Source organism: Enterococcus florum (assembly GCF_004309355.1).
Classification (GTDB): domain Bacteria; phylum Bacillota; class Bacilli; order Lactobacillales; family Enterococcaceae; genus Enterococcus_A; species Enterococcus_A florum.
In genome coordinates this window covers 1-26,816 of sequence record NZ_BJCC01000022.1, presented here as the reverse complement: position 1 = coordinate 26,816, position 26,816 = coordinate 1, and the positions used below count along the sequence as shown (strand labels likewise).

Below are 26,816 nucleotides of genomic sequence, written 5' to 3'. Positions count from 1 at the left end.
TTTTAAATGAAGGGAGGTTTTCCGTTAAATAAACTCTATTTCATCCCCAACCTCAATTGTCGGAAATTCTCCTGGACTAACAACAATTGCCCCAGGTAAAATTTCCCCAACCTCATTACGGAAATAAATCGAAACATGTCCCAATTCATCAAAATTAGGATTTGCCTGAGAGCCAACTTCTTCAATATTATACACTTTTTCTCCGACTTTTAATTTACCACCGACTTTAATTGAGTTTTTCGGTTGTTCTTCTACTTCGTGAATTACAGAAATATCCCTTAATTCAGGTGTCGCTTTGGGTCCAAAAAGAATAATAAGTCTTTCTTCTTCAAAAGCTGGTACCATCGATCCAACTTCAATAATTTTTGTTCTTACCATTTCACATACCTCCAATTTTCTTCTATTAGTACATACCAAAGCTGGCAAAATAAGCCAGAATAACCGCAGTAAAACCTGTCAACATTCTACTATATAGAATAGCTGGAACTCCGACTTGAACCGTTTCAGGTTTTGCTTCACCTAACGACAAACCTACCGGAATAAAGTCACAGCCAACATGAGCGTTTATAGCAAATAGAGCGGGTAAGGCATACTGAACAGGAATCGAACCATTGGCGATCTGGGTACCAATCAATACACCAATTACTTGAGATATGACTGCACCTGGTCCTAAGATTGGAGATAAAATTGGAATACTACATATTAATGCTAATACGATCATACCTGGAAGGGAGCCTGCTAGGGGTGATAACACTTTGGCAATCAAGTCACCAATCCCTGTATAATTGATAATTCCGATCATCATACTGATAAACGCCATAAAAGGAATGATATTCTTCAGTAACATATCTACCGCATCACGTCCTGATTGATAGAATACTCCCATCACACCACCGATACCTCGAGAAAAACGTACTAAAAAACCATCCTTCTTCGCATTTTCCTTTGCATGCTCTTCCTTTGCTTTGGCATATTTATCTTCAAACTTTTCTTCTTGCTGCGGCGCACTTTCTTCAACAACAACTGTTGCTTCGGGAGCCTGTTGTTTGTCAGAAAGCTGAATACTTTCTGGTTTAACACCTGATACGAAAATATCCTCTGTAATATGTTTCGCTAATGGTCCCGATGGCGACGACGGTAAAATATCGACCGTTGGAATTCGTTTCATCGGATAAACACCGATTCTTGCTGTTCCACCACAATCAATGACCGCGCAAAGCATTTCTTCTTCCGGCACTTGATTTTTGAAGCCGTCCCAAGCTTCGGCTCCAGTAAGATCCGCAATTCTTTGTGCGACCGGATGAATCCCCCCACCGGTTACTGAGACAACTTTATTCTTTTTATCTGATGGTGTTAATGTAAATCCTACACCCCAACCATTATTTCCTGGTGCTACAAAAACTGTTTTATACATTTGCTTACCTCCTATTTAGAGTTCCCATTTCGTTATTAAGTATTCACACGTTTTGACTCTTTCGCAATCAAGAATTTCGTTAGTCGTTCTGTCACAATTCCTCTGAATAAAATGACCACTACCCCTACCAAGAAGTAACGTACAGCTAAACTTGACTGACTATAGCCTGCTTTCATAACACCGTTCGCAATACCTAAATAAACAAACAACTCACCAGCATTGGCATACGGGAATAATCCTGTTACAGGATGTAAAAACGAAACGACAGAATCGTAAAACGCGGGTTTTTCTTCTTCATTAACGAATTTTCCAAATGTATATGCCATGGGGTTCGTCAACATCATTACGGATAAAATCGGCATAATGGAATATCTAAGAATCATATATTTTGAACAATAGCGGATTGCACGATCTACACGATCTTGACCAATAAAGGCGATGACTGAATAAGTAAATGTCAAAAGTACAATAAGCAACGGAACAATCCCCGTCATGAATCCTATAAACTGTTCCCCACCAGCTTCAAACAAGCCAATAAAATTTTTACCAAACCATTCAATATACTTCATTTATGTTCCTCCTAATTATCGATTATCAGTAATCGTTTCCAACTTTCTGGAATAAACATTCGCAAGAGTATCTTCCACTTGAGTCAAGCGATCTTTTTTATCTTTCCGCTCAGAGAATCCTTTCAATGAAATGCCTCGGTAACTCGTGTCTTCCTTGAAGCGAGCAAATACGGTAAATCCTCTGCATATATGACAACTAATTATTTCCCCATTCGAATCAATGATTACTGCAACAATTGTTCTAAACAACTTTCCTTTTGAGACATCAGTATAGAATTCATAGGCAGAATTCTCTTTATACCTATTTGTTAGGCTAGCAAAAAATTTTTGATAATACTTCACTTGAATAATGCTTGAAAAGCTTTGTGCTATCATTAATAGGAAAAGAATAATCACTAGAATCTGCATACAATTATCCTCATTTCTTTATAGCACCAGATAGAGTTGGAACTCTTTCTGGTGCTAACTTTAGCTTCTTTTTAAGCAAAAGTCTCATCTTGCAATTTACGTAATTTATAAACAGTTGTTGATTCATCCAATTCAACATCATCCATTGTCAAGAAGGCACCATCTTTGATGTCTTTCTTCGCAACAGCTCCTGCAATTAAACCGATTGGAATATTGGCGTTCTTCTTCATGTCTTCATGTGTTTCTAGTACTCCACGAACACAGAAGCCACCAATGCCATCAATTTTTTCACCAGCTTTAATATCTTTTTTAGCCACACAAACAGTTTCAGAAACAGGTGCTCCCATTGGAACAATTGCCGTATCTTGTTCTAAAACGGCACGAGCAATGGTAATCGGCGTTTCCAACGAACATAAGTGGAATGGACGGTATAAGATATGATGATCACGATCACCTTTTTTCATCAGGTAATTCATTTCATGAGCAACGCCTTCATTTTGTCCTTTAACGATACAAAAGATTCCTGGTGCAATCCCATCTACATACTCAACGACGCCAAACTTGCTTAAAACTCCGCCGTTCTCTTTTAGATCCAGATGTTTAACTGTGCCATCTAAATCAGCTGAAATACCGTGCATTCCAACAACATCGGGAACAAAGCCCATCGCATTTGACAGCAAGTTCATTTCTCCCATTGTCTTCGTGCCATCTTGGAAGGAAGCAAGAATTTTAGGGCTCATTACTTGTGCTTTGGCCTTTTCAGCAGCTGTATCAGGATTGGCATGAACCATTAGCTTATTATTTTTCCCTTTGCCAGCAACTAATACTTCCATCCCCATGCTTTTAGCAAATTCATACATTTGCATCGTCGCAGCTGGCTCGTCACCGTCTGAACCAGTATAAATTAGGTCCGTTGCGTCATACATTTTTTTCATCAATGGTCCAATGGTAATGTCAATTTCAACATTCAATAATACTAAGTGCTTTTTAGCCATTAAGGATTCTAATGAGATTTGCGCGCCAGCCTCGGGAACACCCGTAGCATCAACAATAATTTCAACCTTGTCAGAATGAATAATGTCTTTGAAGTTTTGACTAATCAAAATATCGACTTTTTGATTAGCACTTGCATTGTAAGCATCAGCAGCACGATTAGCCGCATCCAAGTTAATATCACTAATCCCTGCAACGATCATCCCTGGAATTGTCGAAATTTGTGAAATCATTCCGAATCCCATTTGCCCTGCACCAATAACTCCAACTTTTATTGGAGCACCATTTTTTTCTCTTTCTAACAACTTACCATATAACGTCATTTTGAACCCTCCATCATTTTTGTCATTTGCCAATACCGTTGGCATATGTTTAACATTTCTCAGTATAGCATCAAAAAAGTGATTGTCAACGCTTACTAGCAACATTTTCACATCCTATTGTCATATGTTCACATTTAGAACATATGTTACAACTTGTATTATTTGTTTTTTAGAATAGTATTAGATAACACTTCTTAGTAGAACTACAACTTATTCCAAAATCGTTGTCTCGTTTTCTTTACTAAAACAACACAAAAAAATGATGCAACAAAAGGAAAAGCAGAGGATGTTACCATCCCTCAATGGCCAGTGTTTATCTTCTTTACTTCTAAAGGATGGACAGATTCTGAATCATGGGATGGTGAATAATTTTTCAGCTCATTCCGAGCTCACAAAGTTCCAATTCCAGTGATTATGAACATATGAATCATATTGATAAGTTAGTCAATTGATTGAAATCATATCGTCCTGAAGAGTCGTTCGATGAAATCGGACGAATTATTCAAAGATTCGGGGATCGTGAATTATCAATTCAAGAAATGTATCAGGGATTTTTGTAAGAAGAGGTAGTATAAGAACATTATAATCATTTAAAGGAAAAAATATTTTTCACTGATATTATTAGTGATATGACTTCAAGACCAGTGGTATTTGTCCTATTACAAGATAAAAATGTTTTCCAAATCACCCATAAAATAATTGTTACAAATACGATAAAAGCCGCTCCCGGTACAATTAGAGGTGATTTTGCTATAGATGCAAGCAAAACTATTATTCATGTATCTGATTCCGAAAAATCTGCAAAAATTGAAATCGAGCGTTTCTTTAATAGCAAAAAAATTTAAAAGTCATTGAAGAAACTGAATATTGTATACATTTATAATAAAATTATATCTAAAAAGTTCACCCATAATTATTAATTTATGAATGATCCTTTTAAACTTATTCTATTCTGCGAGAAGGATTTCTTTTATTTCTTTTGGGTCCTGGCAATTTAATAGAGTTGAAACGGTCCCTTCATCAGTAATTATTTTCAGAACTTTTTGTATAGTTTTTAATTGAAAATTTGCTTGACTGATACCTAAAAAAAATACTAACTTTGCAAAGACACTTTCCTCTTTCCCCATATGCTGAAATTCAACACAATTTTTTAATCTTACTACTACTATAAACGGTCTATTTATAAACTCCATTTCTGTGTGAGGAATAGCTGTTTTCACCACATCTGTTTTTAAACCCGTTGGATATGCTTTCTCTCGATTCATTAGACCAATTAAATAGTCATCTTCAACATATCCTTTTTTGATCAATTTTTTGCTTACATATTCAAATAATTCTTTTTGTGTAGACATTTCTATATCTAAAAAATTAACTATCTCTATTTCCAACAAGGCCCCTCCTCTTCTTGACTATCACAAAAAAAGCAAAATAGTATGGCTTTCCATACTATAATTGCTTCATAAAAAGGTCTATTCACCCATAATCATTAAATTGCATGTGCGTGTACGTTCACGATTTTGATCCCAATCAACAAAATACATATAGCCAACAGAACCAATTAATGGTTCTCCGTCTTTGATGATCACTGTTTCACTAGCGCCAAATAAAGAGCCTTTGATATGAGCGTCTGCATTTAGAATAGATACGGGATCGGGTAAATAATTGGGGTCTTTTGCAGCTAAATCTTTTAGAAATTCAACATGAGCCGGACCAGGATACAAGTAATCAGATTCTGTGTATTGTCTCGGTACTAGTTTATCTAGGATTCTATTCTGATCAACCTGTAAGAATTCATCACCTTTCCAGTCTTTATCGTGAACATATTCTTCAAAGATCACAGAACAAGTCGTATGTGGTGTAGTAATCGCGCAAAAGCCATTTTGAATCCCTGATTTTTTTATTGCTTTTCTTAATTGCAATGTGATATCTAAATAAGTAATTTTTCCTGCTTGCGTCTTAAGAGACAATTGTTCATGTTTCACAGCCATTCTGGTTACCCTCTTTCTCTATATGCTTTCATTAATGCATCTACCATATCTGTTAACATACCAGCAGGTGAATCTGCATTTGTAATTCCACTAGTGCATCCTGTACCATCTGCTCCAAGCTCAATCGTTCGATAAACATCATCTGCTGTGCTAATCCCTGCTGCTTGCATCACTAAAATAGTTTCATCGATCTCTTTGATTGCTTGGTTTGTTTGTTCAATATAACTACTATCGCTTGTTTGTCCTGTTCCAATCAGTTCGGTTGGCTCACATAAAATCACATCTGCTCCCATTATTGCTACAGATTTAGCCTCAGCGATTGAGTCTGCACATACAATTGTCTCAATACCTAGATCCTTTGCACGCTTTATCGCTTGGGCTAACGCTGCGACGGTCATTGGACGTTCTGCATGATTCAAGAAAACCGCACGCGCTCCTGCATGGTAAATCGACTCAGGCAAGACATGACCAATCCCTCGTCCAGGTACGATTCCATCCATGTGCTGAGCAGTTACAATAATATTTTGTGTCGCATTTTTCACTGCCATAATATCTGCAAAAGGAACCGTTACCAGGATAGAACATTCTGGATACTTTAATGCTAGTTCATCTGCATGTTTTGCTAATTTAAGTAATTCTTCTCCATATAAATACGATTTAGGATTAAATACGAAAAATGGATACTTGATTTTATTTGACATTCTTTTTTCCTCTTTTCTATTTCGCATTTTTCGTTGCAAATACTTTATAGCAAACTTCCAAAGTCTCAGCCATCGCTTCATTAGAAAACCGCTTCATTTCTAAATAATCTTTCGGATTTCCATCCATATTTCGTTTATAGGCCGAATTTAAAAAGTCAGTAAAAATATTGATTTTTGCAATACCACTTAATGCACAGCGATTCAGATTGGTATTCCCTGATGAAGAACCACCATGTAGTACTAAAGGTACATTTGTCATTTCTTTGATTTCAGCTAATCGATCGAAATTTAGAATCGGTGTTCCTTTATATGCTCCATGAGCGGTTCCAATTGAAATTGCTAGAGAGTCAACATTTGTCTTTTCTAAAAATGTTTGAACATCTTTCACTTCTGTATAAATAGAATCCGTCGTTTCATGATTTTCATAATTCGTACCTGCGCCTACATGTCCCAATTCAGCCTCAACAGTCACGTCTTTTTGATGCGCATACTCAACAACCTGTTTAGTAATTTTTATATTGTTCTCTAAACTTTCTTTGGATGCATCTATCATTACAGAAGTAAATCCTAAATCAATCGCACGCTTGATAAATTCAAAATCCTCTCCATGATCTAAATGGAGGACTACAGGTACAGAAACTTTCTTGGCTAAATATTTACCAATTAATGCTGCTTCTTCTAATGAGATCAACTCTTTGTGGGCTTGTGCAAATGGTAACATCAAAGGTTTATTTAATTTTTCAGCCACTGTGACGAAAGTCCGTGCTGAATCTAAATCAATAAAATTAGTGGCGGGTACCGCATAACCTTCTTTACTTGCCTTTATAAGCATTTCTTTTGAGTTAACTAACAAAACAATCCTCTCCTTTTTTACATTTGTAATTCATGTTTTACTTTTGTAAAAATTGTAGTATGATTGAGATGAGAAGTCAACGGAATCGGATAATATCATTTGGTATAAAATACTATTATCAGGAACATATGCTACGAAATAAAAAGGAGGACTATGGACAATGCTTGATAGAGAGGATTTAATGCTAAAAACAGCTCTTTTGTATTATGAAGATGAAGCAACCCAGAGTGAAATTGCCAAAAAATTAAATATTTCGCGACCAACAGTTGCTTCTCTACTCCACGAAGCAAAGGAAAAAGGAATAGTGAAAATTACGATTCAGCATAATGAATTACGTTTATTAAAGCTTCAAGAAGCGTTAATGGAAAAGTATCATCTAGAAAATATTAAAATTGCCGCAAGATCACAGAAGGATATGAAAGCTGCTGCAGGAAAGCTCTGTGTCGATCTTATCGAACCAATACTAAAGAATATCAACAAGTTAGGGATTGGATGGGGCTCGACACTTTATGAATATGTAGAACAAGCTAATTTACTGAATTTGAATCATTTGAAGATTACTCCTTTAATAGGAGGGATCGGATTATCGGAAGTCCGTTTTCATTCTAATCACTTAGCATTTGTGTTATCCGAAAAATATAATTGTGACGTTTCCTATTTCTATGCGCCTGCAATTGCTGATACTATGGAAGTGAAAGAAACCCTCCTTCACACGGAGCTAATTAAAGAAATTATTGATGAAGGAAAGAATGTAGATTTTGCTATTTTAGGGGTTAGTGATCCGATTCGTTCTTCGACCTATAAAAAGTTGAAATACATTTCTACAGACGAAGCGGAGTTACTAAAAAGAGAGCATGCTATTGGAGATATTGGGAGTACGATTTTCACCGCTGATGGGACTCCTTTGAAAAAGGGCTTTTCTCAACGCCTTCTTGGAATTGAACTGAAAGACATTCAAAAAATCCCTCGTGTAGCGATCGTTGCAACTGGAAAAGAAAAAGCTGAGAGTGTTCAAACCTTACTGAATATGGATTTTATTACCGATTTAATTATTGACGAAGAAATCGCTGAACTTTTGTAGTTCAGCGATTTCTTCATGTGTCAAATACTAGTGAAAAATAGGATCATTTATGGTACAGGGCAACGTTCCAAAGGCGTGAACAGAGTTTTCTCTCGAAACATGTAGCTCTTTGGCAAGGTCTTCATTCCTTTTCGTAAATCTGCTTTCTATGTCCTGCTGTTAGAGCGAGTACAATTAATTTATTATCGTCAATCTTGCACAACACACGATAGTCTCCTACGCGATAACGCCAAATTCCTTTTTTGTTACCAACTAATCCCTTCCCCCGTAATCTAGGATTGTCTGAGCCTTCGATATTTTTGTCCAACCACTTCAATATGAGTTTTGCTGAGAACTTGTCGATTTTTTTCAAATCCTTTAGAAATCTCTTAGTTAATTCGACTGAGTATTCTTTTGCCATAATTCTACAGACCGTATTGTTTCAGGGCATCTTTGAGTGACGTTGTGCTTGGATCTTTTTGGTGTTCCTTCAGAGCTTGTTCAGCAATCTTTATATCGTATTGGTCTTCCAGTTTTTCAAATGTAGAGTTTCGTAGCAACGCTGATACGGAAATATTTTCAAATTTAGCATATTCTTTCAGCATCTCCATTTCATCATCACTTACTCTGATTGGAATAACAGGCATGGTAACTCCCCCTTCTTGATAATTCTATTATACATCTGTATAACACATTTTGCTATACAAGGGTATAACGATTTTCAGCTTATTGTTTACTATTCAGACTCCTGAAGATTGCCTCGGAAAATGTTACTGTCCTTACACCTTCATCGCATTCCCTCTATGTTTATCGTCCGGTAACGAGTAAACTGTCAACTTCCCCAACCAAAAAAGAGACGCCAATACCATCAACCATCTCACAATAAAATCATTCAGTTTCCCCAAGAACCTATTACTCAAATCTATCCTATGTGAATCACTCTTCCCCTGCTAAACCTTTACCAAAAAATCCTTCTCAAACACGCCCTTACTCAGCCGATAGCCGCTGCCCCAAATGGTTTGAAGCATCTCTGGGTCGAAGCCGGCGTTCTCGAGCTTCATCTTGATCCGCTTTATCAAGACTGAAGTCTGGGAGAGATGCGAGTTGTTGGGTTCATCGTTCCTTTTCATAGACCTGTTTCCTATGCCTTGCTGTTAGAACGAGTAAAATTAATTTATCATCATCAATCTCAAACAACACACAATAGTCTCCTACACGATAGCGCCAAATCCCCTTTTTGTTACCGACCACGTATTTTCGGATTGTATGAGCCTTCTATATTTTTGTCTAACCACTTCATTCTCGATAATTCTATTATTGGTGTTAGTACAATTTAGTATACACATTTTCGGAGAAGACTATATTAACCTCTGCACTCGAATATCTGTAGATAATCTAACTGAACATCCTCTTGTTTCACCTTCTCATCTATCAATTGAAAACAACGTTGCTGTATTTCCTTTGGCACCTGTTCATTCACTCCCCTCGTGATATAGCGATTTTCTTGTGTATCGAACATTGATTACTCCTCCTTTTAGGCACAAAAAATAGCCCAATCACCGATTAAGATGATTGAGCTTCATGGTAATGATATATATTTGTAAACAGAGATAAATCGACAAAAATTATAATACATAATTTTCTGATGATCCGTTGAGTTATCCGAATATCGACTTAGCACTCCGAAAGTTATTTCAATAGATCTTTGTTCAAATATTGAGCAGCCTCTTGATCCAAGATTACTGTGATATTTGGATGAGTGGTCAAAATCGATGATGGAACCTCTTCAGTGACGGGGCCTTCCAACACTTGTTTGATAATTTTTGCTTTTGCCTCACCATTAGCAATCAGGACAAGCTGCTTAGCCCCCAAAACAGTTTTAGGTCCAAAAGTGACGGTTTCCGGACCTGGCGTTTTACCAGTGATTTTTTCTACTAATTGAAAGCCATCGCTGCCTGGAACTAACTCACACGAATAAATATCTTTATCAAAGCCTGTTGTTCCCGGCATGTTGCCGCAAAAATGCCCGTCGGCGCCAACTCCCATAACAATTAAATCAAGTCCACCATCCTGAATAATCTTTCTTGAAAATGTTTGATAGTTTTCTAGATTTAGTTCATGAATATTTTCTTTCGCAATCTTGGCTGGCTCGTAAAAATCCTTGTTTAGTGTACTCATTGTTAATCCGTACCGTTCGTTTTCAAGGGGGACTTCATCAAAATTATAATAATTGATCAATGAAGTATCCATTTCGATTTTACTCAATTTATCCAATAAAATTCGATACATTCCTTCGGGTGTACTGCCCGCGGTTAATGAAAGATTCACTCTTTTGCTCTCCATCATTTTTTCTAAAACAATTCCTGCTGTTAATTCACTCATTGTCGCATAATCTTTTGTAATAATTACTTTCATTTTCCATTTTCCTCCAATTAATTTAATTTACACTAAAATATCCATTAGCGCGCTTTCAGTTTTGAACTGCTCGGTATTCCTAACAGTAATTTTGTCAAAATCATTCGTATTCGTTACAAGTACGATCGTTGGTGTGTAGACTCCTGTCTCCTTCAATTTGTTATAATCGAAGTCAATTAATAGCTGACCCTTTTTCACCGCATCGCCATTTCTTACATGACCATTAAAATAATCATCGCCTAAACGAACAGTATCAACGCCAATATGAATCAATACTTCAATCCCTTCTTTTGATTTCAAGCCAATTGCATGTTTGGTTGGGAAAATCGCAGCGACTTCACCATCAAAGGGAGCATAAATCTTACCATCTTGAATATCAATTGCTACACCTTGACCCATGATTCCCTCTGAAAAAGTACTGTCAGGTACTTCCGAAATATCGATCATTTTGCCATTGCCGATACTAGAAAGGGTCAGTGTCGCCCCATTTTCTAGTGTTATTGCGTTCTTTTGTTTTGAAACATCGATCTCTTCATCCAAATCACTTTCCTTGGTCCAGACAAGACTAACTACAAACGTTATAACCATCCCCACACCTAATGAAAGCAACATAAACAACAGATTGTTCTTATATTCTGAACTCATAAATGCTGGTAATGCTGTGATACCACCACCTGCCATCACAAAGGCTTTTACCGAAAATAGTGAAGAGAGCAGACCAGCTGTAGCAGATCCAATCATTGCTGAGTAAAATGGTTTTTTGTAACGTAAATTGACTGTATACATGGCCGGTTCAGTTATACCGAAAATCGCAGTCACACCTGTTCCAATGGCTACAGATTTTTGTTTTTTATCTTTCAGCTTAATACTAGCAGCCAATGCCGCCACGCCTTGATTGATATTGGAATAAAGCATAAATGGAATAAAGATAAAGTCATAACCAAGTACACTTAAATTTTGGAAAACCATTGGCATTAGGGCATACCCTAATCCCGTCATGACCATTACTGTAAAGAACCCACCCATCATCATACCTGCTAAAGGACCTGCTGTTGCGAACAGCCAAGTAAAGGCTTTTGCTAAGTAGATTCCTAAATAATTACCAGCAGGCGCTAAAACCATCAACATGATAATACTAGTAACAAAGAAGGCTAAAGCAAAGGTGACCGCAATTTCTAAGACTGCCGGGATAATTCTATTTAAGAAGTTATAGACATACTTCAAAACAATCACCGCCAAGATAACTGGCAATACGGTACTTGCATAAGCGCCATAAGGAATAGGCAATCCGAGAAAACTAAAAGCGCTCAACCCTTCAGCGGCTCCATTAATTAATGTTGGATAAACCAGAACCGCACCCAACGAAGCGCCTAGATAAGGATTCGTTTTGATCTTTGACGCTGTCGAAAAACCAAGAATTACTGGTAAGAAATAAAATGGTGCATCTCCCAGCATATTTAGAATAGTATAAGTATCTGAATCTACCCCAACTAAACCAATAGCCATAAGTAGTGCAAGTACCGCTTTAAGCGTACCACCCGCAGAAATAGCCGCTATGGCAGGAATAAAAATACCTGATAAGTTACCAGCGATTCTATTCAGAAGTGAGACTTTTTCTTTGGGAGACTTATCATCTGCACCATTAATGTCACCTGTAAGATCAATTAGTGCATTATAGTATTTCGTTACTTCTGGACCAAGAATAATTTGTAATTGACCACCTTGGAATTGTGTATTCATAACGTCATCCAATTGCTTGATTTGTTCGACCTGTGCTTTGTTCTTATCTTTCAAGGTGATTCTTAGTCTAGTAATACAGTGCCCCAACGATGAAATGTTCTCTTTTCCGCCAACCAGCTTTAAAATCTGTTCTGCTGTTTCATTCATCAGTATGCTCCTCTCTTATTTCCTGTACCAAACGGTTGACATGCATCATCAAATAGATTTGATCATTTTCTGAAATGCTCCAACCATAATTCTTGTAAATAAATTGATCGATTTTTTGAATTGCTGCATAGATTTCTGGGTCTTTTGTACTTAAAAAAGTAAATAATCCCTCATACCCTGCTTCTGGTTCCTTCTCTTCATTCTTCATATATTTCATGATGAAGTAACGCAAATGAATCAGAAAGCGTGCCATCACACTAGTGTTCATATCTAAATTCGTTTGAAAATGAAAGTTTAAAATATCGATGACTTTATTGCTGATCTCAGTGATGAGCATGGCATTTTGGATCACTTCACCGCCTACTTGACTGTTTACGATGTGCAAGGCGATCATCGCTTCTTCTTCCTTTGGCAATACGACTCCTAATTCTTTTTTTACAAGTTTGATTGCGATCCTTCCAATTTCTATTTCTTTTGGATATAATCTTCTGATTTCAAATTCCAAAGGACTCTTAATGGAAATATCTTCTTTCGCCCGTTCGATTGCGAAATTCAAATGATCGGAAATCATCAATAGCAAATTTGCATTGTAAGTTCCCTTAACTGCTTTTTTTGCTTCCGAAATGATTTGCTCAGCGATAACGATAATCTCTGGCACCATCTGCTCACTAATATCTGAAAAATAGGCCATGTCTTTTTTTCCTAGAAAATAACATTCGGTGATGTCTACTTCTGAAATTATCTGTCCAGTCTTCTTCCCATAAGCAATGCCTCGTCCAAACACGATGAAATCTTTTTGCTCTTCATCTTTGACTAAGGCAACATGATTGTTCAGATTTCTCACGATCGAGTACTGCATGCTTTTCACGTCCCTTAACACTTCTTTTACTTTAAGGTTCTATGATTCGATAGAACTTGTCAATTGACTTTTCAATGCCGTAAATTTTTTATTTCATTCAAGCACCTCCAGAAAAACTAAAAAGCGCCCCAAAAGATACCATCCAAGGATGGACCTTTTGGAGACGCCTAAAAGTTATAGTTACGTTCCTAATATTAGTTTGTACCCAAAGAATAGCACAGGTATTTTTCGTTTGCAACAGGATAATTATAATAAAACAAACAGTTAGCTCACACCGAGCAAACGTTTTCATAATTATAGTTATATTCCTCAAGAATCAATCTTAGGAAAATCATTAAATGTATTCTCTTAAAATTCGAATCAATTTATTCAGTAAGGGTCGACATCTCAATCAACCTTATATTCGTCAAGTGCTGTTCAAATTATTGCCTGTTGGTTGATGATCGACACTCAATTTCTACTCTAGCATTTGTCATTCTATTGATTGAACATTCATTTTAAAATAACAGACCAACATCATGTTGAACGCCATTTATTCTATTAGGTTCTGTGTGGAGCATTTTCTATCACTCGATATACTGAGTATCCCCAATTGATTCAATTTTGTAGGTGCCATCTTTATACTTCAACGTTGTTACACTGCAATTACTGATCGGTTCACCTTTGTATTCCTCTTGGGCGGTAATACTTAATAGAGTTGGAATCATCCCGCCAGACGATACGATCAAAACATTTTTGGCATTATTCTTCTTTGCATCCTTGATTACTTTGTCCATCGCAGCAGTGCCTCGAGTAACGATCTCATCATAACTCTCGGCGGCCTTTAGTGGATCATTTTTAGCGATCGTATCAGCAATTCCTTCATCTCCAAGTTTTTCAACCATCGCACCATATTGGCTTCCACTCTCATCATACTCGAAGCCGTTTGACTCAAGTACTGGTTTCATCATCTCTTCATTTGTTTTGCCTTCATAACCGCCATAATTCCATTCTTTAAAGCCATCTAATTCGGTAAGCTTTGGCTTTGATTTAGCTGTTTTGGATAGAATTAGTTTGGCAGTATTACGTTGTCTTCCTAAATCGCTGGAATAAGCGAGATCAAATTCGATATCCTTTAATCCTTCACCCAATTGTTTGGCTTTTTCAATACCATCTTCGGTCAAAGGTGAATCGCAAAAACCTTGGACTTGCCCAGTACTATTAAAGAATGTTTTTCCGTGGCGAACGAGATACAGAGTAATTTCTTCATTCTTCTCTTCTTCACTAGCCTGTTGATTTTGTGTTCCACAAGCTCCTAACAGTAGAACTGCACTTAATACCAACATTGATTTTAAAAATTTCTTCATTTTCTTCCTCCTATAAGTTTACTCCTTGAGTACTAATCATATCTCGATACCAATAGTAAGATTTCTTTGGAACTCTGGATAAATCGCCCGACCCATCATCGTGCTTATTCACATAAATGAAGCCATAGCGTTTTTTCATCTCTCCTGTAGTGGCACTGATCAGATCAATCGGCCCCCACATCAAGTAGCCAAAACATTCGACCCCATCTTCAAAGATCGCTTTCTTCAACTCGCTCAAATGTTTTTGTAGATAATCGATCCGATAATCATCGTTGATTGTTCCATCTTTTGATGGTATATCCTCTGCACCTAAGCCATTCTCACAAATCATGATCGGCAGATGGTATTTGTGATAGACAAAATTCAACAGGTAGCGCAAGCCAACAGAGTCGATCGACCAGCCCCATTCTGATTTTTCGAGATACGGATTCAGCTCACCACCGAAAAAGGCACCTTCCTGATCGCTCCGTTCTTTTATCGTGCTTACTGCACTCATATAATAATTCAACCCGATGAAATCTATTTTCCCTTCTGCAAATGCTGGCTGGTTTTCATCGAGATAGTCCAACGTAATCCCCATCTTTTGGTATTCAAACAATTTATACTTAGGAAAACGACCACCGACCATTGCATCGATCTGATAGAATTCTTGCAATGTATCTTGAAAAGATTTCAACATATTCTCCGGCTGACAGGTCTTTGGATAAGATGGTGTTAAGCCAAAGACACATCCCACTTCATTTTTTGGATCAAGATCATGCAGCAGTTTGACTGCTTTAACAGAAGCTAATGTCATGTTATAGCTGATCACAGCTAGTGTTTTCTGCGGTTCTTCAATCTCAGAATTTTTTAGACCCGCAAGAATGTAGGTGAAAATATCTGAGACTTCCGTTTTTGGATCAATGTGATTCATTTCGTTGAAGGTAATCCAATACTTCACTCGTCCCTTTAATGCTTCTCCCATTACTTGGCAAAATCTCAAATACAAATCAATCGTTGCGCGATTTTTCCATGTATCGTACTTCTCTACGATCGCCATAGGCATTTCAAAGTGATATAAGGTGACGATCGGTTCAATTCCATACTTGAGCAATTCATCTACTAGATCACTGTAAAATTGAATCCCCTGTTGATTTGGTTGAACATCATCACCATTAGGAAAAATTCTTGACCAATCAATTGAAATTCGTAGTGCCTTAAAGCCCATATCAGCAAAAAGTCGAATATCCTCTTTGTAGCGATGATAAAAATCGATTCCTTCATGAGAAGGATATCGCTTACCGGATTCTATTTCTTTAGTGATTTCTCTTGGTCTAAGATAACTGCCGCTGGTTAAAAGATCCATAATCCCCAGCCCTTTGCCATCTTGATCAAAAGCTCCCTCTGTTTGGTGAGCGGCAATACTGCCACCCCATAAAAAGTCCTGCGAAAACTTCATTTTATCCTCCTATAAGACAACCGTTAACAATTCTTTTCTAGATGGTTCAGCGGCCGTATTCGCCACCACATCCAAATAGTCTTGCGTATTGGTCACCACCATAATTACAGTAGGATCAAAGCCATGTTCTTTGACCTGATCAAAATCCACTTCAATCAATGGCGTTCCCAGTTCGACTGGATCATTCACCTTGACCAACGGCTTAAAGAATTGTCCCTTCAGCTCAACCGTATCTACGCCAATATGGATCAAGACCTCCACGCCATCTTCGTTCTTGATTCCGATTGCGTGATTGGTCGGGAATAACGAGACGACTCTGCCGCTGATTGGTGCTTTTATACTATTTTCTGTTGGTGTAATCCCAATACCTTTGCCGAGTGCCCCACTAGAGAAAGCAGGATCATTGATTTCATTTAAAGGAACTTTTTCCCCTGCAACCGGAGCAATAATATCCACCTTACTTAAAACAGACTTGTCGGCGGTTTCATTAATTTCCGTCACCTCATCAATAGCCGTTTCTTTTGGCAGCCACAGTAAATAACCTGCTATCACCGATCCGATGAAGGCCACGACTAATGCGATGATCATAAAATAGAAATTACTGTATTGATTATCCCCAATAAAGCTGGCCACTCCAAAGAGCGTAGTTAACGAATAGGCTTTAACATTCATCACTCCGGCAATCAGACCACCAATCCCGCCGCCGATCGCTACCGCCATAAATGGTCGACGATATTTAACAAAGGCACCGAAGATTGCTGGTTCGGTTACACCCATGAAGGCACTAAAGGCAACCGTTCCAAAAAATGACTTTTGTTTTTTCTCTTTCGCACGAAGGAAGTAGCCGAACATTACGCCGCTAACTGCTAAATCCGAGATGATAAAGCCTGGCACAAAGATCGTTTCAAAGCCTTGACTCGCAAAAGCATTCATAATCAAAGGAATCGTAAAATTAGCCGCCCCTAACATAATTAAAAATGGTTGGAATGCCGCATATAGTGCAACTACCACCCACGATCCGACTGATTGAGTCAAGAAGTCGACAACAAATGAGAGCCCATTGCTGATCCACGTACCGATCGGACCAAATAAGAGCAGTGTGACGGGTAGAGTAATCATGATAATTATCACTGGTGAGATAAAGTAGTCCAATGATTTTGGAACAATCTTAGTCGTCGCAGCGGTCACTTTTCCCATAAACCAGATACCTAATAGAATCGGTAAAAATGAACTAGAATAAGTGATTGTCGGTAATGAAATTCCAAACAAAGTTAACCCTTCCACTCCATTGATAGTGGGGGTAAGCAAAGTTGCGGCTAGAAGAATCCCCATATACGTGTTCGTCCCTAAACGCTTTGAAGCAGAAACTGCCATAAACACTGGTAAGAAACTAAACATCGCCGTTTTGATACTGTCAAAAATAATATAGGTAGAACTTTCTGGTGATAACAAGCCCGTCAAGGTAAATATCGATAGAATACCAGCAATCAATCCGACAGACATTAAAGCCGGCGACGTTGGTGTGATACTCTCAGATAAAAGATCTAAGATTCGTTTCACGACATTTTTATTGGTTTTTGATTCTTCAACATTTTCCATTCCTAGCAAACTCAGAAGTTCAGGATAAATTTTCGCTACTTCGGTTCCGATAATAATTTGAAATGAGATTTTATTTGATACGACATCAACTACGCTATCTAATGCACGAATCTCATCCGCTTTAGCTAAACTGGCGTCTTTTAAAGTAAAACGTAAGCGAGTCATACAGTGAACAACTGCTTCTACGTTTCTTTTTCCACCAACGAGTTCAATGATCTGATTGCAAAAAGCTTCATATTTCATTATTGTTGCTCCTCTCTTTCTTCACGTTGTGTGACACGATTAATGTGCAGCATAAGATAGGTCTCCTCATCTTGAGTAATCTCACGATCGTAACGATCTAAAATGTAAATTCGGATCTTATTGACACACAGATAAGCTTCGGGATACATCATTCTAATCTGCTTATTCAATTCCTCATTTTCACTTTTATAGATTTCACCTGCCGAGATTCTTTGAATAAAATACTGCAAATGAGTGACCAAACGATTATAGTTCATTGATCCTTCATCGAAATCCAATTGAAAATGGACCCGAATAATTCGTAAAATATTATTCATTACTTCCATCGCGTTTATCGTTTCTTCAATGTCGATTTCTGGATTGCTCAGGTTAACAAAGTGTAAAGCTATCGAGATAGCTTCGCTTTCAGGAAATTCAACTCCGGTCGTTTCAGTAATGATAGCAAGAGCTCGCTTGCCCATTGCATACTGTTCAGGGTAGAATTTTCGGACTTCCCAAGCCAACGGACTAATAATGAATTGACTTTTTTCAGCTCTTTTCAACGCGTAATCAATATGATCTAACAATGTTAAATAGAGATAGTCATTTACTTTCTTTTGTTCTAGGTCCTCAACATACTTCACGATTTGTTCAGTTGCGTCAAGCGTCAATGGATCAGCATGACTCAGAAGATAACTATAATTTTCCAGCACATCATGCGAATCAGGGACAAAAACTTTTTCTACTTCTGCTAATGTTAGCGTATCACCGACCTTTTTTTTGAAAGAGACACCTCTTGATATCACCATGACATCTAGCTCACCCCGCTGCACTAGAGCAATATTATTATTGAGTATCTGACGAATGATCATAGTTTCTCCTCCTTTTTTTTGAACAAAAAAAACTCAAACCACAGCAAAAAATGCTAGTGATTTGAGTCTGCCTGCGATTCAGTAACATACTCTCGTTTTTATTCTATCGTCGAATAAAAGCGGTTTCTTTTGTCATCACTATATTAGCTAAAAAAAAATAGAAAGTCAATCTATTTTAGAATTTTTCAGATAAACCGTAATGGAATTCGTATAATTAGTGTAGCAAAAAGTCTTATACAATCAGATTTACCAAGGCTAATTAAGGTATCTTTTTTCTTAATCCCCTCTTTTTAAATTAATAATTATTGAGACGACATCCGTTACTTTCTTAAATAATTTGGAAGCGAACATCTTATCTCATATTTCGGACTCTTTTCATTCATTTGGACAGAAATAATCTCCAGTTGAAAGATAAATTTCTCATAATCGATTGAAAGTAAGTCTGGAAATATTTTTTGAGCAGAGGCTACCTTTTTTTCGGTCGTCAATTCTGATCTATACGCAGTTCTTGGAATTCGAATAACATTATCAAAATCAAGATTTTTCTCGTCTTTTTCAAGTCTGATAAACATATAGGATTCGTATTTTCCAGTTCTATTAATAAATGCGGTACCCATTTCATATTTGGATTTCAATCCTAAATCTGTCTCAAGCTTTTCAAAAAGCCTTCCCATTAATCTATGGTATTCCAAATCTCCAATGTTTCCTTCATAAGGTTCTAGCCAATAGTCAGTTGCTTCAAAACGAATGATCGTGTCTTCTTTTCCCTCACCGATCCGTGTAATACGTTGAATATCACTCTTTATTTCTTCCAAAAATAAGAGCTGTTCTTGAAACTCTTTTATCCGCTGCGTGATTTTTTCAATCCCGATATCTGCTAACTCAGCAACGTTTTCAATCGAACCATCATCTGATAAGTAATTTTTTAATTCCTTGAGAGGAATACTTACATCTGCACACATTTTTATTATCTCAACTAAAAGAACATGCTCCTTCGAATAGTACCTGTATCCGTTGTCTTCATCCACGATAGTTGGAGTAAGAACACCAATGCGATCATAATATCGTAAAGCCTTTACGTGAATGCCAGAAAGCTCCGCAAGTTTTCCAATTGTTAATAAATCTTTATGATTCATAAACTCCTCCTTGACCTTCCCTTTAAGGGATACCTTATAAATGAGTTATAGCACATCACTTGGGGATCTTCAATACAATTTGATTAAAATGCTTAGTAAGGAATCCAGATAATTAGCGTTAAAAAAGGATTTAAATTATTTATAACGATGAATGGAGATGATTCAATATGGAACTAATTATATTTTTCAGAAAAGAAAATAATCAAAATGCACTTGATTACAGATTGTTTTTTGCGATGAAATTTTTAGCAGAACGAAAGAAAACGATTAATTTTTCTCAACTGGAACTTTTAAAAGTAGCAAATGTTTCAAAACCATTTTTCTTGAGGTATTACAAAAATATCAATGCGTTTCTAGATGCCATAAACACGAAATTTTAATCAAGATATTTGAAACTTTCCCTCAAGTTACTTCAAAAGAAGAGCTGGATACTTTTATTGAAAAACTAATTGCTTTAGGTAAAAAGAACTTTTCTTTTAAATGCTTGAATCAATTAATCAAATTAAACTCTGGAAAATATATAAAGCCCTTCGTTTCTTTAGAAGAAAAAATTGCACAAATTATTGAGGTCCGTTTTCAGAATTTCCAATTATCTAGGAGAAGCTTTGAACAAAAAGAAATAAAAATACTTTGTCAGATAATTTCCAGAACACTATTTACGTCTGCGAAAAGACAAGAAACAGATTACTTATATCTATTAAAATCGATGGTTCATTCTTACTTAGAATTTAAAATACAGAATAATGAGGAGATCAAAAATGATTAAAAAAATTCAACAATATATCCTACAACATCAAAAAAATGCAAATAGGCCTGTAATTGAATCTGATCTGCTGTTAGGGAGCAACTCAAAAAAAATTATGCATTTCATAACGTTCAAGGATTTTCATAAAAATATCAGCGGGTCAATAAAAAAGTTAAAAACGCTTTTGAGTCATACGAAAGGAAAATTACTGATTAACGGAAATCTTCAACAAAAGTATATTTCTAAATTAATGAAGTTGATTATAAGAGAAAATGGGGATTTTACGATTGTTGTAAACGATGGCTATCGACTTTCAAAAACGAGTGATTTTGAAAAATCTTCCCATATTGCTGTGATTTTGGAGCCGCAAACAAAAAGATAAAGAAATCGTTTTTCAGGAGGGGAAATGGAGAATAAATTTATGAAAATCGATCTAATGGGCCAATACTATACTGCTATCAATAATAATGAACAGACAGGTGTATTTGCCCTTTCTGTTCACTTGAAAAAACGAGTGAACCATGTAAACAGCCGCAAATGATTTAATGCGGCGTCTACCTTTTCTAAATGACCGAGTAAAAAAGGATTTTTTCACTATAACTTCGAGATTCTTACTCAATATGCTCCAGTACAGCCAGAAGGTACTCAATTTATTTTTGATGATTATTATAGTAGCGGGAGTCGTCATATGATAAGAATCACCTATGATCAAACTCATTTTACTGTGAAAACCACCCATAGTATCTGTAATGGTATGGGTCTTACAACATTTACGAAGGCCTTGATCGTTAGGTATTACGAACTACTTGGTCTCTCTGTCAGCAAGGGTGATATCATTGTTTGTGCTGATAGACCTGACCCAGAAGAATCAGAAGATGCAACAAAAATATACATGTCTACCCCACCAAACATTATTCGAAAAGAAATGACGATGAAGGAAACAGTATATCAAATTGGAATTTCAAAGACTTCTTCTGATCATATTCTTACAGAGTGCTTTGCTGCAAATAAAATAAAAATAGCAGCCAAAAAGAATCACTTATCCTTTAGCCAATATATTTTAACACAATGATTTCAATTTCAAAATTAATCTCGTTCTCATACTCGGGAATAATAAGTAAATCACAGTTAGCATTGAAATTATGATCCACATTAACACCATCATAGCTCTTATAACCCCATCCATTTGGACAAATTAATTGAGATATCTCCAAATCTATCAAATGTTTTCTATTAGACACTATTACCTCAGATCCTTTATCGAATGGATAAATCACTACTTTAGACATTTCATCCCTCCTAATTATGGTTAACTTCAAAATCGAATCCTAATTCGCGCAATACACAGTAATCCTTGAACAAATTCTCCACTCCTGTTCTCATACCTGAGCACCTCATTTGAATCTGTTTTGTGATATCAGCTTGACTTGTGGAAAATCTACAACACATTCCACAATATTCGTAAGCCCAACAATTATGGCAGTGCTTTTCCATGCCGGTCTCAACATTTAACATTTTTTCAGCTTTGTTAACATCTACTCCTGAATCAAGGCTGCCTAAACTACAATATTCAGAATTTTCACTAACTCTCTCACAAGGAAATAATTTTTCATCAGCAGTCACAAAAAGCGACTTTTCTCCAGGAATACAAGGACCCGCGTGATGGGAAATACTAGGCAATTTTTCCCTTTTAAAATTTTGTTTTCCCGTTCGAGTTTGCCATATATTAGTAAATTCCTGCTTAATAATTACTGATACATTCTTTTCACCCACACGCCCAACTTTGGACAATAACATTTTGAAATATTCATAGTAATATTCTTGAAGGAATTGATCATTTATATTGATAGCATCTTTAGACTGGGCATCCGATACAAAATTACATGAAAACTCTGAGTTCGAAAACACATCTTCAGAATTAAAATAATCACTTATTTCAAAATAACTGTCTTTTGATGTTAAAACAGTGTTGAAACCAACGTTTTGAGAATAATATTGTGGATGTCTTTCTTTAAATTTTTCCAAATTCCGTTTTATCAATCTGAATGACCCCTTATCGCTATCGACAAATCTTCTACTTCTATCATGTACATTTTCAGGTCCATCAAGACTAATCGTAACTCTGAAATTGTGTTTGACAAAAAAATCCATTACGTTTGAAGTCAAGCATGTTCCATTTGTGGTAATGTTATATACTCGAGGTTTATTAGCTCCCATAGTTTCCATGTAATCAACGCATTTTTTAATTAATTCAAATTCTAATAGAGGCTCTCCACCATAAAAACCTACTTTTAAGTCGGGACTATCAGTCGAATGAGTGATCAAATAGTCCATAGCTTTCTTAGCAGTATCAAAAGACATTTTTTTTTTCGAATGCTGTCTCGTATCATACAATCCAGAATAAATGCAATAACTACACCTTAGATTACATCCTTGAGTGACTTGAAGAACAAGAAAATTTATTTTTGATCTCAATATTGTCGGCAACAGTTTTGTGCTAGGGTGTAGCGTCTTTTCGACTCTATTTGATTTTAGATACCCATTTTCCCTAAGTTTCAGAAGATCTTCTGAATTTTCAACCTCTCCATGTTTAGATTTATCGAATAAATCGTTTACTTTTTTACTCGTACTCTCGGTAATTTTTAGTATCGAATCAGTATTCACATCAAACATATAATGGTTTTCTGAAACATTAAACAAATGGACAAACGGAATATTGTTCTTCATGAAATTCTCCTTCCTAATGTGAAGTAATTAACAATAAAGGTTATAGAAAACTGAACTTTAAGTGATAACAGAGAAGAGCACTTAGTAATATTTACATTTTTATCCTACCATCATTTATTATTATTGAGTAGTTACGAAACTGCTTCAATACTGTTGAGTTTACATTTCATAGCCTATAAGCGTTGGTATAAAAGGATAGTTCATACTTTTTCCTTTTATTCTTACTTCGTTGGAATTATTCAATATATTCATTAATTGTAACAATAACAGGTAATTCTTTTGAGACAAAAACAATTATTGATTTTTATCCGTCTATTCAATTCAATACTCAGGAATTACTGTTGTAGAGAACTTTGTCAAATCATCTTTACATCAGGAAAAATCATTTGCATTACATATTTGCTAGATTTTTTTTAATTCACAGAATACAATATATGTGAAGAAAGGAGATGTTTAACGTGATTGGAAAAACTATTACACACCTGCGGAAAAAGAAATTGATTACTCAACAACAACTAGCCGATGAACTCAATATTTCAAGACAGACAATTTCCAACTGGGAAACTGGAAAAAGTCTGCCAGATATAAATATGGTGTTGCAAATAAGTTTATTTTTTGATGTCTCGCTGGATATATTAATTAAAGGAGATGAGCAACTTATGAAAAAGATTAGAGATGACGCTGTTATTAATCAATTGTTAGGTCAAAGTATCTTTATACTTATTGTATGTTTCTTTGTTTCATTATTTTCAATTCTGTCTTTGAATCCTTTATTAGTTCATGGTTCAAGGATGCTAATGGCTGATATTCCACTCCAAATCATGTTTATCATTTCAATTTGTTTTGTGGCTGTACTATACTTTAAGTCTTTCTACAAAGAATCTTTAAATATGACACAAAAAATTATTCATCGCATAATTCAGATTATTATCTTCATCTCTTTTTTTATTACAGTTTTCTCATTCTTGTTAACAATACTCACCTATAGTGGAGTAATAGTTTTTGCTACTGGTGTTTGACGAAAATTAATTAAAATCCTTATAACAATACTTTAGACAATTGAAAGAGACTGTGACAACCGCCATGGGTGTTTGTCACAGCCTCTTTTTAAAAGACGCCTTTTTTCATTATGCTTTCTCTTAATAATTATCACTGAAAATATCCTTTTGAATTTTGTTAATCTGAAGTCTATCAACGCATAGTATCAATGTGATGTTAAAAGTGTTTTTATATAGTCATCTTCTTAATAAAGATCAGTTATAATCCATATCTGCTTCTAACATTTCAAAATAATGCTTATGATTTTCAGCCAATTTCTCAGAGCTCCCGTATTCTACAACCTCTCCTTTCTTTAATACTAGTATTTCTGATGCAATTTTCCCTGTACTTATTACTTTGTGTGACACAAAAATCCCAATCTTGTTTGTATAGATTTTTGCAATCAATTTGTAAATTTCTTTTTGCGATATTACATCAAGTGACGCATCCGCTTCATCCATTATTAACATACTACAATCCTTAAAAATTGATCGTGCAATTGCAACTTTTTGCCATTGTCCTATAGATAAATCCGTTCCTTCGAACCATTTCCCTAATATCATATCATGATTATGGATATAATCGTTTAATCCGACATCTTTTATAGAATTAATGAACTTATCTTCTTCATTATATTTAGATATATCTGATATCATCACATTGTCCTTTAATGAAAACTCATATTTTATAAAATCTTGAAATACGGCACTAATTTGTTTTTGGTATGAGTAAGAATCAATGTCTCTCAAATCTTTGGAATTAACTAATACTGTTCCATCATAGTTTTTATAAAAACCTAAGATAATTTTAATCAATGTAGACTTCCCTGATCCATTTTTTCCAATAATCCCTAACACACTACCCTTTTTTAATACGAATGATACATTTTTTATTGCATAATCAGACGAGCCTAAATATTTGTATGAAACATTTTTTAGTTCAATAGTTTCAATACTTGTTATAGTCTTTTTCCGAATATCATTTCCAACAGTAGTATTTTGGTTATCTTGATCTAGAAATTTGAAAAGTAAAGACAGATAAAAACTATTTCGTGTAATATTGGAAGCAGCTTGAATACATGAGGAAACACTATTCTTTACACTATCAATACCGTTTATATAAGTTGTCATATCACCGATCAGAATTATTGAACTAAAGGTTTTGTATCCTATATACACATATAGTCCGAATGAAGAAATCAAATCAAAAGTTGTAAATAATAAAGAGTTATTTGCATATTTTTTTGCAATTTTTATGTCTTGAGTAATAATTATTTTTTTTAGCTTTTCATACTGTATTTTTAGAAAAGATTCGAAATTGAATAGTTTAAGTTCTTTGAATGCATTTCCTGTAGTAAACAAGTAGTCAATATACCAGACTTTTCTTTCCTTAGATGTTCGAGCAACCATGGTACTAAATTGCTCCTTTCCAATTTTTAACGAAAAGAAGTACTGAACTATAGGTATCAAGGTTACTAAAAAGACTAGAACAATATTAAATCGTACTAATATTATTAACATACCAGCACAATTGATCAGTTCTCTTAATATTCCCATGAATTCTTTGAAAAAGGAAACAATGTTTTCCCCTCTTTGCGTTTGCGCTCTTCTAAGTAGATCGTAAGTTTCATGATTTTCAAAATCTTCCAGATCCATGGAAGAAATCTTGTCATAGATTCGCAATTCTATATCTTTAGAAAAGAGACTTTGGACTTTTTCAGTATAAACATTCAACCAAGTATCAAAAATTTCAAACAATATCTTTATTAAAAAATAAAAACAAAACATCCAAATTATAATAGTAAAATTTCCAGTTTTAGTTTGAATATTATTTATTGCTTGCTGCATTACGACTAGTAAGAGGGGGGTAATCATGCCCTCAATTAGTGTTTTAATACACATGATAAACAATAGTGATCTTTTGAACTTATAAAGCATTCGAATTGCTCTAAACAGGGTTTGTAATGCTTGAGTAGTAGATAGATTTTCCATTTTCTATCACGACCTTTTTCTGTCTTTTTTAGGAATATTTTGAAGGTAACTCTGAGTATTGTTTGATATTTCACTTTTCACATACAATTATACATATTATTATTAAGTGCTTTTCCCTGTTTTCCTTCGGTTTATTAAACATTCAAATTTTTACACGAGAGTTCAATATTCGATTAAATAACTAAAACTTGAAACATGATATATCGCCCGAATCCCTTATAGCTCTAGGCAC

31 protein-coding genes and 1 pseudogene are annotated in these 26,816 nt (G+C 35.6%); 7 read left to right on the top strand and 25 right to left on the bottom strand.

Going from position 1 to position 26,816, the window contains the following annotated elements; all coding sequences use genetic code 11:
- Nucleotides 1-24 precede the first annotated feature (24 nt).
- The 5 genes from NRIC_RS12775 to NRIC_RS12755 form a co-directional block, all read right to left on the bottom strand.
- Nucleotides 25-378, bottom strand: a complete 354-nt coding sequence (locus NRIC_RS12775) for a PTS glucitol/sorbitol transporter subunit IIA (RefSeq protein ID WP_146623092.1) — start codon at nucleotides 376-378, stop codon at nucleotides 25-27.
- Nucleotides 379-403: 25 nt separating this feature from the next.
- The gene (gene srlE / locus NRIC_RS12770; RefSeq protein WP_146623091.1) at nucleotides 404-1,414 is read right to left on the bottom strand and encodes a PTS glucitol/sorbitol transporter subunit IIB; all 1,011 of its coding nucleotides are present in this window, start codon (nucleotides 1,412-1,414) and stop codon (nucleotides 404-406) included.
- Between the two features lie 35 nt (nucleotides 1,415-1,449).
- Entirely contained in the window at nucleotides 1,450-1,983 is a 534-nt protein-coding gene (gene srlA, locus NRIC_RS12765) for a PTS glucitol/sorbitol transporter subunit IIC (RefSeq protein WP_146623090.1), read from the bottom strand.
- Nucleotides 1,984-1,998: 15 nt separating this feature from the next.
- A complete protein-coding gene (locus tag NRIC_RS12760) occupies nucleotides 1,999-2,391 on the bottom strand; it encodes a transcriptional regulator GutM (RefSeq protein ID WP_146623089.1) in 393 nt (130 codons plus the stop codon).
- Between the two features lie 71 nt (nucleotides 2,392-2,462).
- The gene (locus NRIC_RS12755; protein WP_146623182.1) at nucleotides 2,463-3,707 is read right to left on the bottom strand and encodes an NAD(P)H-dependent oxidoreductase; all 1,245 of its coding nucleotides are present in this window, start codon (nucleotides 3,705-3,707) and stop codon (nucleotides 2,463-2,465) included.
- Nucleotides 3,708-4,294: 587 nt separating this feature from the next.
- On the opposite strand from NRIC_RS12755, the pseudogene NRIC_RS12750 reads away from it, so the two are divergent.
- Nucleotides 4,295-4,552: pseudogene (locus tag NRIC_RS12750) on the top strand (nucleoside-diphosphate kinase); the annotation flags it as partial.
- 102 nt (nucleotides 4,553-4,654) lie between these two features.
- Here NRIC_RS12750 and NRIC_RS12745 read toward each other — a convergent pair.
- The 4 genes from NRIC_RS12745 to NRIC_RS12730 all read right to left on the bottom strand — a co-directional run bounded on the left by NRIC_RS12745 (nucleotide 4,655) and on the right by NRIC_RS12730 (nucleotide 7,249).
- Complete coding sequence (locus tag NRIC_RS12745; protein WP_146623088.1) at nucleotides 4,655-5,095, bottom strand: PTS sugar transporter subunit IIA; 441 nt, start codon at nucleotides 5,093-5,095, stop codon at nucleotides 4,655-4,657.
- 81 nt (nucleotides 5,096-5,176) lie between these two features.
- The gene (locus NRIC_RS12740) at nucleotides 5,177-5,695 is read right to left on the bottom strand and encodes a YjbQ family protein (protein ID WP_146623087.1); all 519 of its coding nucleotides are present in this window, start codon (nucleotides 5,693-5,695) and stop codon (nucleotides 5,177-5,179) included.
- Nucleotides 5,696-5,700: 5 nt separating this feature from the next.
- Nucleotides 5,701-6,396, bottom strand: coding sequence for a triose-phosphate isomerase (locus NRIC_RS12735; protein ID WP_146623086.1), 696 nt, complete (start codon nucleotides 6,394-6,396; stop codon nucleotides 5,701-5,703).
- A gap of 16 nt (nucleotides 6,397-6,412) precedes the next feature.
- Nucleotides 6,413-7,249, bottom strand: coding sequence for a class II fructose-bisphosphate aldolase (locus NRIC_RS12730; RefSeq protein ID WP_146623085.1), 837 nt, complete (start codon nucleotides 7,247-7,249; stop codon nucleotides 6,413-6,415).
- Nucleotides 7,250-7,409: 160 nt separating this feature from the next.
- On the opposite strand from NRIC_RS12730, the gene NRIC_RS12725 reads away from it, so the two are divergent.
- Nucleotides 7,410-8,330 carry a sugar-binding transcriptional regulator gene (locus tag NRIC_RS12725; RefSeq protein ID WP_146623084.1) on the top strand — a complete coding sequence of 307 codons (921 nt, stop codon included), beginning with the start codon at nucleotides 7,410-7,412 and terminating at the stop codon, nucleotides 8,328-8,330.
- Nucleotides 8,331-8,451: 121 nt separating this feature from the next.
- On the opposite strand, the gene NRIC_RS12720 is transcribed toward NRIC_RS12725, so the two are convergent.
- From NRIC_RS12720 to NRIC_RS12660, 13 genes are all read right to left on the bottom strand, one after another.
- Nucleotides 8,452-8,730 (bottom strand): type II toxin-antitoxin system RelE family toxin, encoded by a 279-nt coding sequence (locus NRIC_RS12720; protein WP_146623083.1) that lies wholly within the window; start codon nucleotides 8,728-8,730, stop codon nucleotides 8,452-8,454.
- A gap of 4 nt (nucleotides 8,731-8,734) precedes the next feature.
- Complete coding sequence (gene relB, locus NRIC_RS12715) at nucleotides 8,735-8,956, bottom strand: type II toxin-antitoxin system RelB family antitoxin (RefSeq protein ID WP_146623082.1); 222 nt, start codon at nucleotides 8,954-8,956, stop codon at nucleotides 8,735-8,737.
- A 303-nt stretch (nucleotides 8,957-9,259) separates the two neighbouring features.
- Nucleotides 9,260-9,439 carry a winged helix-turn-helix domain-containing protein gene (locus tag NRIC_RS12710; RefSeq protein WP_146623081.1) on the bottom strand — a complete coding sequence of 60 codons (180 nt, stop codon included), beginning with the start codon at nucleotides 9,437-9,439 and terminating at the stop codon, nucleotides 9,260-9,262.
- Nucleotides 9,423-9,560 (bottom strand): type II toxin-antitoxin system RelE family toxin, encoded by a 138-nt coding sequence (locus NRIC_RS19875; protein ID WP_227873799.1) that lies wholly within the window; start codon nucleotides 9,558-9,560, stop codon nucleotides 9,423-9,425. The genes NRIC_RS12710 and NRIC_RS19875 overlap by 17 nt, the downstream gene beginning before the upstream one ends.
- A gap of 112 nt (nucleotides 9,561-9,672) precedes the next feature.
- Nucleotides 9,673-9,828: a DUF960 family protein gene (locus NRIC_RS12700; RefSeq protein WP_146623080.1), complete on the bottom strand. Its 156-nt coding sequence runs from the start codon at nucleotides 9,826-9,828 to the stop codon at nucleotides 9,673-9,675.
- Nucleotides 9,829-9,998: 170 nt separating this feature from the next.
- The gene (locus NRIC_RS12695) at nucleotides 9,999-10,724 is read right to left on the bottom strand and encodes a glucosamine-6-phosphate deaminase (protein ID WP_146623079.1); all 726 of its coding nucleotides are present in this window, start codon (nucleotides 10,722-10,724) and stop codon (nucleotides 9,999-10,001) included.
- Between the two features lie 27 nt (nucleotides 10,725-10,751).
- On the bottom strand, nucleotides 10,752-12,611 hold the full coding sequence (locus NRIC_RS12690; RefSeq protein WP_146623078.1) for a beta-glucoside-specific PTS transporter subunit IIABC: 1,860 nt from the start codon (nucleotides 12,609-12,611) through the stop codon (nucleotides 10,752-10,754).
- The gene (locus NRIC_RS12685) at nucleotides 12,604-13,470 is read right to left on the bottom strand and encodes a PRD domain-containing protein (RefSeq protein ID WP_146623077.1); all 867 of its coding nucleotides are present in this window, start codon (nucleotides 13,468-13,470) and stop codon (nucleotides 12,604-12,606) included. Before NRIC_RS12685 ends, NRIC_RS12690 begins: the two co-directional genes overlap by 8 nt.
- Before the next feature lie 566 nt (nucleotides 13,471-14,036).
- Nucleotides 14,037-14,816: a histidine phosphatase family protein gene (locus NRIC_RS12680; protein ID WP_146623076.1), complete on the bottom strand. Its 780-nt coding sequence runs from the start codon at nucleotides 14,814-14,816 to the stop codon at nucleotides 14,037-14,039.
- 10 nt (nucleotides 14,817-14,826) lie between these two features.
- Complete coding sequence (locus tag NRIC_RS12675; protein WP_146623075.1) at nucleotides 14,827-16,254, bottom strand: glycoside hydrolase family 1 protein; 1,428 nt, start codon at nucleotides 16,252-16,254, stop codon at nucleotides 14,827-14,829.
- Between the two features lie 9 nt (nucleotides 16,255-16,263).
- On the bottom strand, nucleotides 16,264-18,096 hold the full coding sequence (locus NRIC_RS12670) for a beta-glucoside-specific PTS transporter subunit IIABC (RefSeq protein WP_146623074.1): 1,833 nt from the start codon (nucleotides 18,094-18,096) through the stop codon (nucleotides 16,264-16,266).
- A complete protein-coding gene (locus NRIC_RS12665) occupies nucleotides 18,096-18,947 on the bottom strand; it encodes a PRD domain-containing protein (RefSeq protein ID WP_146623073.1) in 852 nt (283 codons plus the stop codon). Before NRIC_RS12665 ends, NRIC_RS12670 begins: the two co-directional genes overlap by 1 nt.
- Nucleotides 18,948-19,267: 320 nt before the next feature.
- Nucleotides 19,268-20,083: a MerR family transcriptional regulator gene (locus NRIC_RS12660; RefSeq protein ID WP_146623072.1), complete on the bottom strand. Its 816-nt coding sequence runs from the start codon at nucleotides 20,081-20,083 to the stop codon at nucleotides 19,268-19,270.
- A 167-nt stretch (nucleotides 20,084-20,250) separates the two neighbouring features.
- Between NRIC_RS12660 and NRIC_RS12655 the strand changes: the two genes are divergently transcribed.
- The 4 genes from NRIC_RS12655 to NRIC_RS12645 all read left to right on the top strand — a co-directional run bounded on the left by NRIC_RS12655 (nucleotide 20,251) and on the right by NRIC_RS12645 (nucleotide 21,900).
- Nucleotides 20,251-20,463, top strand: a complete 213-nt coding sequence (locus NRIC_RS12655) for a hypothetical protein (protein ID WP_146623071.1) — start codon at nucleotides 20,251-20,253, stop codon at nucleotides 20,461-20,463.
- A 378-nt stretch (nucleotides 20,464-20,841) separates the two neighbouring features.
- Nucleotides 20,842-21,210, top strand: a complete 369-nt coding sequence (locus tag NRIC_RS12650) for a DUF1694 domain-containing protein (RefSeq protein WP_175580087.1) — start codon at nucleotides 20,842-20,844, stop codon at nucleotides 21,208-21,210.
- A 24-nt stretch (nucleotides 21,211-21,234) separates the two neighbouring features.
- Complete coding sequence (locus tag NRIC_RS19715) at nucleotides 21,235-21,369, top strand: hypothetical protein (protein WP_265416114.1); 135 nt, start codon at nucleotides 21,235-21,237, stop codon at nucleotides 21,367-21,369.
- Nucleotides 21,370-21,516: 147 nt separating this feature from the next.
- The gene (locus NRIC_RS12645; RefSeq protein ID WP_146623069.1) at nucleotides 21,517-21,900 is read left to right on the top strand and encodes a hypothetical protein; all 384 of its coding nucleotides are present in this window, start codon (nucleotides 21,517-21,519) and stop codon (nucleotides 21,898-21,900) included.
- Here the strand turns inward: NRIC_RS12645 and NRIC_RS12640 are convergent.
- Both NRIC_RS12640 and ccpM read right to left on the bottom strand, forming a co-directional pair.
- Nucleotides 21,875-22,117 carry a hypothetical protein gene (locus NRIC_RS12640; protein ID WP_146623068.1) on the bottom strand — a complete coding sequence of 81 codons (243 nt, stop codon included), beginning with the start codon at nucleotides 22,115-22,117 and terminating at the stop codon, nucleotides 21,875-21,877. The genes NRIC_RS12645 and NRIC_RS12640 overlap by 26 nt on opposite strands.
- Before the next feature lie 10 nt (nucleotides 22,118-22,127).
- Entirely contained in the window at nucleotides 22,128-23,555 is a 1,428-nt protein-coding gene (gene ccpM / locus NRIC_RS12635; protein ID WP_146623067.1) for a Cys-rich peptide radical SAM maturase CcpM, read from the bottom strand.
- A gap of 458 nt (nucleotides 23,556-24,013) precedes the next feature.
- Here ccpM and NRIC_RS12630 point away from each other — a divergent pair, with 458 nt between their 5' ends.
- The gene (locus NRIC_RS12630; RefSeq protein ID WP_175580086.1) at nucleotides 24,014-24,574 is read left to right on the top strand and encodes a helix-turn-helix domain-containing protein; all 561 of its coding nucleotides are present in this window, start codon (nucleotides 24,014-24,016) and stop codon (nucleotides 24,572-24,574) included.
- A gap of 234 nt (nucleotides 24,575-24,808) precedes the next feature.
- On the opposite strand, the gene NRIC_RS12625 is transcribed toward NRIC_RS12630, so the two are convergent.
- A complete protein-coding gene (locus tag NRIC_RS12625; protein ID WP_146623065.1) occupies nucleotides 24,809-26,584 on the bottom strand; it encodes an ABC transporter ATP-binding protein in 1,776 nt (591 codons plus the stop codon).
- Between the last annotated feature and the right edge of the window lie 232 nt (nucleotides 26,585-26,816).